The organism is Actinosynnema sp. NPDC023658 (genome assembly GCF_040639995.1).
Taxonomy (GTDB): Bacteria; Actinomycetota; Actinomycetes; order Mycobacteriales; family Pseudonocardiaceae; genus Actinosynnema.
In genome coordinates, this window is the sequence record NZ_JBFAAX010000277.1 from 1 (window position 1) to 7,780 (window position 7,780).

Below are 7,780 nucleotides of genomic sequence, written 5' to 3' on the forward strand. Positions count from 1 at the left end.
TCTTGAGCGTTGAACTCAGGTGTCGTGGACGTAGGACTCTCGCGGTCTGGACGTAGGACTCTCGCGGTGTGGAGGTAGGACTCTCGCGGTCAGGGGAGGTGGGGGTGGGCGGAGGCGATCAGGGGGCGCAGGTCGTCCACGTCCGGGGGCAGCGCGGTCAGCGGCCACCAGCGGAGGTCGTCGGACTCCGCGCTGCGGACGGGGTCGGCGCCGGCCGGGGCGCGCACCAGGAAGCGGACGTCGAAGTGGCGCGTCGGCTTGCCCAGCGAGCACGTGATCGGGTGCACGTCCAGGTGGATCGGCTCCGGCGAGATCCGCAGCCCCCCGATGCCGGACTCCTCCGTCGCCTCGCGCAGCACCGCGTCCGCCAGCGTCACATCCGACGGCTCGCAGTGCCCGCCCAGCTGCAACCACCGGCCCACGCGCGGGTGCAGGGTCAGCAACGTCCGGTCCCCGGCGGCGTCCACCACCAGCGCCGACGCGGTGATGTGCCCCGGCTCGCACGAACGCAGGCACGCGTCCTCACGGGCCGCCAGGAACCCCAGGTACGCCTGCCGCAGCGCCTCCTGCGCCGGGTCGGCGGGACGCCAAGCCCACAACGTCGCCACGACGTCGGCGTGCAGACCGGAGCTCACCGTTCCAGGAACCCGTCGTCCAGGTCACGCGGGGCGCGCGGCACCAGCTCCTCCTCCGGGTGCCCGATCGCCACCGCGCCCAACGGCTCCCACGACGCGGGCAGGTCCAGCACGTCCCGCACCACGTCCGCGCAGAAGATCGTCGACGACACCCAGCACGAGCCGAGGCCCTCGGCGGCCAACGCCACCAGCAGCCCCTGCACCGCCGCGCCGCCCGCGACGGTGAACATGGTCCGCTCGGCCTCCGCCCGCCGCGCGTCCGGGTACGAGTGCGCCCCGTCCCGCACCAGGAACGGCACGACGACCTCCGGCGCGGCGCGCAGGATGTCACCCCGCCCCACCCGGGCGGCGATCCGCTCCTCCGCCAACCCGTCGCCGCGCAGGTCCGCGCGCCACCGGTCGGCCATCGCGTCCAGCAGCACGTCCCGCTTGGCCGTCAACCGGACGAACCGCACGGGCCGCGTGTGGTGAGGCGCGGGCGCGGTCAACGCGGCGGCCACGGCCCGGCGCACCGCCTCGGACGACACCGGCGACGACGTGAACGACCGCACGGACCGGCGCATCAGCACCGCCTCGGCCCGCCCCTGCGCCACCGCCTCGGCCGTCCCGAGCCGGAACAGGTCGTCGGCCACCGGCCGGGTCAGGTCGCGGGCGCACGACCCGTCGTCGGACACCGGCAGGCCGCGCACGACCGCCACCGGCACCGCGCCGAGCTTGCCCTTCACCAGGTCGGCCGCCGCCGCGATCTCGTCGGCCACGGCGACCTCGGTCACCACGAGCGGGTTGCCGTGCGGGTCCACCGACCCGGCGTACCGGTGCAGCACGGCCAGCCCGGACGACCCGATCGCGGCGTCGGTCTGACCCACCCGCCACGTGCGGCCCATCGTGTCGGTCACCACGACCGCCACCGACACGCCCAGCAGGGAGGCCAGCGCCGACCGCAGCGCCGCCGCCGACGCGTCGGGGTCGACCGGCAGCAGCGCGATCTCGTCACCGGCCACGTTGGACGCGTCCACACCGGACGCCGCCTGCACGATGCCCAGCTTGTTCTCGGTGATCAACGTCCGCCCGCGCCGGGCCAGCACGCGCACCGACTCGGCCTCGACCCACTGCCGCCGCACGGCGTCGCGCGCCTCGGGGTCGGCGGGCACGGCGATCAGCCGTCCCTCCACTTTGGACAACACCTTGGACGTCACCACGACGACGTCACCGTCGGCCAACCACGGCGCGGCCGACGCGACGGCGGCCGCCAGGTCGTCACCCGGTCGGAACTCCGGCAACCCCGTGACCGGCAGCAGCGTGATCGGCGCGGACGCCGCGTGGTCAGCCAACGCCGACACCGGCCAGCTCCAGCGCCGCCCGCGCCATCGCCGCCGTCGCGTCCACATCGGACATCAACAGCGGCACCGCGCGCACCGCGACGCCCGGCACGTCGCACCGGTCGCCGGTGTGCACGAGCCAGCCGTCCAGCACGCCCTTGTCCGTCGTCCTGCGCGACCCGTAGTACCGGCCCACGGCCTCGGCGGAGGTCTCCACGCCGATCGCGGTCAGGCACGCGTCCGCCATCCCGCGCAGCGGCTTGCCGCCGATGATCGGTGACAGCCCCACCACGCCGGCGTCGGTCTTGCGCAGCGCGTCCCGCACCCCCGGCACGCCGAGGATCGTGCCGACGCTCACCACCGGGTTGGACGGTGCGATCAGCACCGCGTCGGCGTCGCGCAGCGCGTCCAGCACGCCGGGCGCGGCCGTCGCCGTCTCCACCCCGACCGACGCGAACGACCGCGCGGGCAGCTGGGCGCGGTGCTTGACCCACCACTCCTGGAAGTGGATGGCCCGCTCACCGTCCTCCTCAGCCACGACGACGTGCGTCTCGACCCGGTCGTCCGACATCGGCAGCAGCCGCACGCCCGGCTCCCAGCGGGAGTACAGCGCCTCCGTCACGGCCGACAGCGGGTACCCCGCGCGCAGCATCCGGGTCCGCACCAGGTGCGTGGCGATGTCCCGGTCGCCCAGCCCGAACCACGTCGGGTCGGCGCCGTAGGCCGCCAGCTCCTCCTTGACCGACCACGTCTCGCCCGCGCGTCCCCACCCGCGCTCCTTGTCGATCCCGTCACCGAGGGTGTACATGCAGGTGTCCAGGTCGGGGCAGATCCGCAACCCGTGCATCCACACGTCGTCACCCGTGTTCACCACGGCGGTGATCTCGTGCTCCGGACCGGCCAGCAGGCTCTTCAGCCCGACCAGGAACCGCGCCCCGCCAACCCCGCCAACCAGTACGACGACCTTCACGAGGGGCCATCCTCCCACCTCGGCGTCATCGCCAGAACAGGAAGGTGTCCTGCCCGTCCGCCGCCAGCCACCGGTCGCCGCCCACCAGCTCGAAGATCGAGTAGCCGGCGTCGAAGAACAACCGGCCGATGGTCGGGAACCCGATGAGCACGGCGAAGAGCGCGAACGGCGCCCACATCCGCGCCTTCGCGCCGAACTGCCGCGCCGAGTACGACATGTACGGCTCGATCACGCCCCACCCGTCCAGACCGGGGATCGGCAGGATGTTCAGGACGAAAGCGAGGATCTGTACCGCGGCCAGGTACGACAAAGCGGCGGCCAAACCTTCGGCCGGGGTGAAAAGGATCACCGACAGCGACAGGAGGACGCCGAGCACGAGGTTGCTGAGAGGTCCGGCGAGCGACACCATCGACTCGACGCGTTTGTTGCGCAAAGCGTGGTGGTTGATCCACACCGCGCCGCCGGGCAGAGGGATGCCGCCGAACGCCAACAGCACCAGCGGCAGCACGATGCTGAACACCGGGTCGGTGTAGCGGCGGATGTCGAGGGTCAAATAGCCCTTGGCCTGCACGGCGTAGTCGCCGCCCCGGTACGCCACGATCGCGTGACCGAACTCGTGCAGGCACAGCGAAACGGCCCAGCCACCCAGCACGAACAGGACCGTGCCCGTCGTCACCAGCGCCGACGAGCCGTCGAACAGGGTCAGCACGGCGCCTGCCACCGTCACCGCGAGCAGGCTGAGGAACAGTGGACTCGGACGCACCGCTGATCGCTTCACCCTCCCAGTGTGGCCTCCCCGATGTGGTGGTTCACAGGGCGTCCCGTAGGCCGTTCGCGCAGCCGTTATCGCTCGGCGCACCGCCCCAATCACCGTCTGTGCTGCTAGTCAAGGCTTTTCAGGCCATCCGCGCGAATATCCCCCGTCCTGTGGACTCCGCTTGACCGCGTGTTGTGACACAGGTGTAATCACATCGGTGTCATTCGTCGTTGTGGGGAAGGCGAGTGGTGTCCGCCAACCGGGGAGAGCGGAAGGCGAGGAGGCGGACTATGCAGGAATTCGACGGGGGTCGCATCGTGGACGGGGACGTCCCGGCACAGGAGCCGGTCGTGCTCGACCTGTTCGACGCGGCCGATGAGCAGGACTGGCAGGAGCGCGCCCTGTGCGCGCAGACCGACCCCGAGGCGTTCTTCCCGGAGAAGGGCGGCTCGACCAGGGAGGCCAAGCGCATCTGCCTCGGCTGCGAGGTGCGCTCCGAGTGCCTGGAGTACGCCCTGCAGCACGACGAGCGCTTCGGCATCTGGGGCGGGCTGTCCGAGCGCGAGCGGAGGAAGCTCAAGAAGCGCGCCGTGTGACCCCGTGCGGTGGTCGTGCGCGTGATCGTCGGTGTGCGGTGATCGCTTGCGCGGTCGCTCTGGCTTACCGTGGTCGTCCCACGGCGTAGTCGGAGCAACTAGGAGCGGCACTTGACGAGCGGGGCCACTCCGCGGCTGCGCACCGCGCCCGTGCTGGCGGTGCTGGTGTGCCACGACGGCGACCGGTGGCTCGGCACGGCGCTGTCCGCGCTGCGCCGCCAACAGCCGCGCCCGCGGCACGTGATCGCGGTCGACACCGGGTCCGTCGACGGGACCGCGAAGGTGCTCACCGAAGCCTCCGAAGGTCCCGATCGGGTGATCGACGGCGTGCTGACGCTGCCGCGCGGCACGGGGTTCGGCGCGGCCGTGCACGCGGCCGTCGAGCACGCCGTGCAGCGGTGGGGCGACCCGGGCGCGTGGCTGTGGCTGCTGCACGACGACTGCGCGCCGGAACCGGACTGCCTGTCCTCCCTGCTGACCGCGGCCGAGGTGTCGCCGTCGGCGGCCGTGCTGGGGCCGTTGAGCCTGGACTGGACCGATCCGCGGCTGGTGGTGGAGGCGGGAGTCTCGACCGACGCGTCCGGCCACCGGCAGACCGGCATGGGCCGGGTCGAGCTCGCCGGGTCGTTCCGGCAGAGCACCGAGGCGCTGGCCGTGCCGTCGGCCGGTTCGCTGATCCGCCGCACGGCGTGGGAGTCGCTCGGCGGCTACGACCGCACGATGCCCCTGCTGCACGACGACATCGACTTCGGCTGGCGCGCGAACCTCGCCGGGCACCTGGTGCTGTCGGTCCCGGTGGCGCGGATGCGGCACGCGCGCGCGGTGAGCCGGGGCGGGCGTCGGCTGGACGCGGCGGCGGGCCGGCCGGGCCCCGCGTTGCGCGGCGTGGACCGGGCGCACGGGCTGCGCACGTTCCTGGTCAACTGCGGCACGTCGTCGTTCGCCCTGGGGCTGCCCCGGATCGCGGTGCTGGCGTTCCTGCGCGCGCTCGGGTTCCTGCTGCTGCGCCGGTTCTCCGACGCGCGCGCCGAGGTGGGCGCGCTGCGGTATTTGCTGAGCGGGCGGGCCGGGCTGCTGGCCGGACGGGCCGAGCGCCCGGCGCACGGCGTCGTGCGCGGGTTGTCCACCAGCCGGGTCACCCGGTTGCGCAACGCGATCCGCGGCGCGTCGGCCGCGCTGGTCCGCCGGCGCGTGGAGGCCGACCTGGCGCTGGGGCGGCTGCCCGAGGACGACGCGCGGCCGGGCGCGTGGACGCCGCCGTCCGAAGTGGAGCGTCCCGTGGTGGGCCCGGCCGCGCTGCCCGCCGGTGTGCTGTCACGGCGTCGGCCGGTGCGGGCGACCGGTGGGTTGCGCCGTCCCGCGGTGACCGTGCCGGTGGAGGCCGCGTCGCCGTCCGGGCCGCGGCCCTCGCCGCACCCCCGCCCATCGCCCGTGCCGCGCGGTCAGCGGGTGCCGGCGGTCGAGTTCGTGGAGGTCGACCGGGCGCGGGTGCTGTGGTCGTTGGTGCTCGGGCCGCCGCTGCTGCTGGTCGTGGGGCTGACCGTGTTCGGGATCCTGGCCAACGCCTCCCGCCTCGGGCTCGACCTGAGCGGCGGGCGGCTGCTGCCGGTGGGCGACCTGGCGAGCACCTGGTCGTCGTACCTGGCCGCCTGGCACCCGGTCGCGGGCGGGACGACCGCACCGGCGCCCGCGGCGCTGGCCGTGCTGGGGACGGTCGGCGTGCTGTTCGGGTCGCCCGCGGCCCTGGTGGCGCTGCTGTTCCTGGCGGACGCGCCGCTGGCCGGCCTGGCGGCGTACGCGGCGTCACGGCGGGTGCCGGTGCGGCGGCCGGTCCGCGCGATCGTGGCGGCGGCGTACGCGGTGCTGCCGGCGGCGACGGCGGCGGTGAGCCAGGGCCGGCTGGACGTGGTCGTGGTGCACGTGCTGGCGCCGGTGGTGTTCGCCGGGGTGGCGTCCGCGCTGCGCGGCGGTGCGGGCGCGGCGTGGTTGCCGGTGGCGTCGGGCACGGCGTTGGCAGTGGCGGCGGTGGGCGCGTTCTCGCCGTTGGTGCACGGGCTGGTGGCGTTGGCGGCGCTGGTGGGGTTCGTGGTGGTGCCCGGTCGGCCCGGTGACGGTCGGCGGCGGGTGGCGTCGCTGTTCATCGTCGTGCTGCTGCCGATGGCGCTGCTGCTGCCGTGGCCGGCGGTGGTGTTGCAGAACCCGTCCGTCGTGCTGCACGGGGTGGGCGCGTTCGTGGAGCCGCCCGCGGTGGGGTTGGTGGACCTGCTGTCGTTGCGGCCGGGCGGGACGGGCTCGGTGCCGTTCGTCGGGCTGGTGGTGGTCGTCTTCGCGCTACTGGCGCTGGTGCTGCGGCCGTCCCGGTCGATGGCGGCGGGGCTCGCGGTGGTCCTGCTGGGCGGGCTCGCGGTGATCGTGGTGCGGACCGTGTCGCTGGTGCCGCTGCCCGGCGGTGACGCCTCGCCCGGGTGGGCCGGCGGGCCGTTGGTGCTGGTCGGGTGGGGGTTGCTGTGGGTGGTGTTGTCGGCGTTCCGGCGTGACGTGGCCGCGGTGCCGCTGCGGCGGGTGGTGTCCGTGCTCGGGGTGGCGTCGGTGCTCGCGCTGGTCTGCGGCGGGTTCGTGGGGCTGCGGTCCGGTGCGCTGACGGCGGACGGCGCGCGGCTGCCGTCGACGTTGGCGCAGGAGGTGCCGCGGACCGGGCGGTCGGTGCTGGTGCTGGGGACGCCGACGCGGTTGGTGGCCGGGCGGCTGCCCGCGTTCGGGGACGACGACTACGTGCCCGTGGTGACGGCCACCACGCGGTTGGAGCGGTGGTCGCGGGACCTGACCGGCGGGTCGGCGGAGGCGGCGCGGGTGGCGTTGGCGCAGGCGGCGGCCTCGGGCGTGGCGTTCGTCGTGGTGCCCGACCTGGCGACGGCCCAGCGGGTGCGCGAGGCGGTCGGTGACCTGGTGGGCGTGACGCCGGCGATGTCGGACGGCCGGCCGGTGCTGCGGGTGCAGCTCGCGGCGGGCAACGCCGTGCTGCTGTCGCCGGAGCTGGCGCGGCGGGCGCGGACCGGCGGCAACCCGCCCGTGGAGCTGGGTGCGCCCGGCATCGCGCCGGTCGAGGCCGCGCCGCCGGAGGTCGGCGTGCGGGTGTCCGAGGGGCCCGAGGGGCGGCTGCTGGTGCTGGCGGCGGAGGAGGAGCCGGGTTGGCGGGCGTGGGTCGACGGGCGTGAGGTGACGGTCGTGCGGGCGTGGGGCCACCTGGTCGGCGTGACGGTGCCGACCGCGGCCTCGGAGGTCCGCGTGGAGGCCTCCTCGACCCTGCGCGAGCTGCTGCTGATGCTCCAGGCCGCCGCCGCGCTGTTCACGGTCCTGACGGCCATCCCGTCCCGCCGCCGCCCCTGAGCGCTCGACTCAGCGCACCTGGACGTAGGACACGCGTGACGCGAACGTAGGACACGCGCGCGTGTCCTACGTTCACGTCGCGCGTGTCCTACGTTCGGAACGCGCGTGTCCTGCGT

6 protein-coding genes are annotated in these 7,780 nt (G+C 74.4%); 2 read left to right on the forward strand and 4 right to left on the reverse strand.

Annotation, left to right across the window (positions count from 1 at the left end; translation table 11 throughout):
• Window positions 1-89: 89 nt before the first annotated feature.
• Genes AB0G02_RS23645 through AB0G02_RS23660 form a run of 4 tightly spaced genes read right to left on the reverse strand, consistent with a single transcriptional unit; the run spans window position 90 to window position 3,702 of the window.
• Complete coding sequence (locus AB0G02_RS23645; RefSeq protein WP_360797645.1) at window positions 90-635, reverse strand: NUDIX hydrolase; 546 nt, start codon at window positions 633-635, stop codon at window positions 90-92.
• Window positions 632-1,966, reverse strand: a complete 1,335-nt coding sequence (locus AB0G02_RS23650; protein WP_360797649.1) for a coenzyme F420-0:L-glutamate ligase — start codon at window positions 1,964-1,966, stop codon at window positions 632-634. The genes AB0G02_RS23645 and AB0G02_RS23650 overlap by 4 nt, the downstream gene beginning before the upstream one ends.
• Window positions 1,959-2,924, reverse strand: coding sequence for a 2-phospho-L-lactate transferase (gene cofD, locus AB0G02_RS23655; RefSeq protein WP_360797646.1), 966 nt, complete (start codon window positions 2,922-2,924; stop codon window positions 1,959-1,961). Before cofD ends, AB0G02_RS23650 begins: the two co-directional genes overlap by 8 nt.
• A gap of 25 nt (window positions 2,925-2,949) precedes the next feature.
• Complete coding sequence (locus tag AB0G02_RS23660; protein WP_360797647.1) at window positions 2,950-3,702, reverse strand: site-2 protease family protein; 753 nt, start codon at window positions 3,700-3,702, stop codon at window positions 2,950-2,952.
• 269 nt (window positions 3,703-3,971) lie between these two features.
• Here AB0G02_RS23660 and AB0G02_RS23665 point away from each other — a divergent pair, with 269 nt between their 5' ends.
• Together AB0G02_RS23665 and AB0G02_RS23670 are read left to right on the forward strand one after the other, a co-directional pair.
• Complete coding sequence (locus AB0G02_RS23665) at window positions 3,972-4,277, forward strand: WhiB family transcriptional regulator (RefSeq protein WP_051773102.1); 306 nt, start codon at window positions 3,972-3,974, stop codon at window positions 4,275-4,277.
• 111 nt (window positions 4,278-4,388) lie between these two features.
• Window positions 4,389-7,664 (forward strand): glycosyltransferase family 2 protein, encoded by a 3,276-nt coding sequence (locus AB0G02_RS23670; protein WP_360797648.1) that lies wholly within the window; start codon window positions 4,389-4,391, stop codon window positions 7,662-7,664.
• The last annotated feature ends 116 nt before the right edge of the window (window positions 7,665-7,780 follow it).

Bases quoted from the DNA above. Each gene is read 5' to 3' on its own strand.
- AB0G02_RS23665 (WP_051773102.1), top strand. From the start codon at position 3,972: ATGCAGGAATTCGACGGGGGTCGCATCGTGGACGGGGACGTCCCGGCA.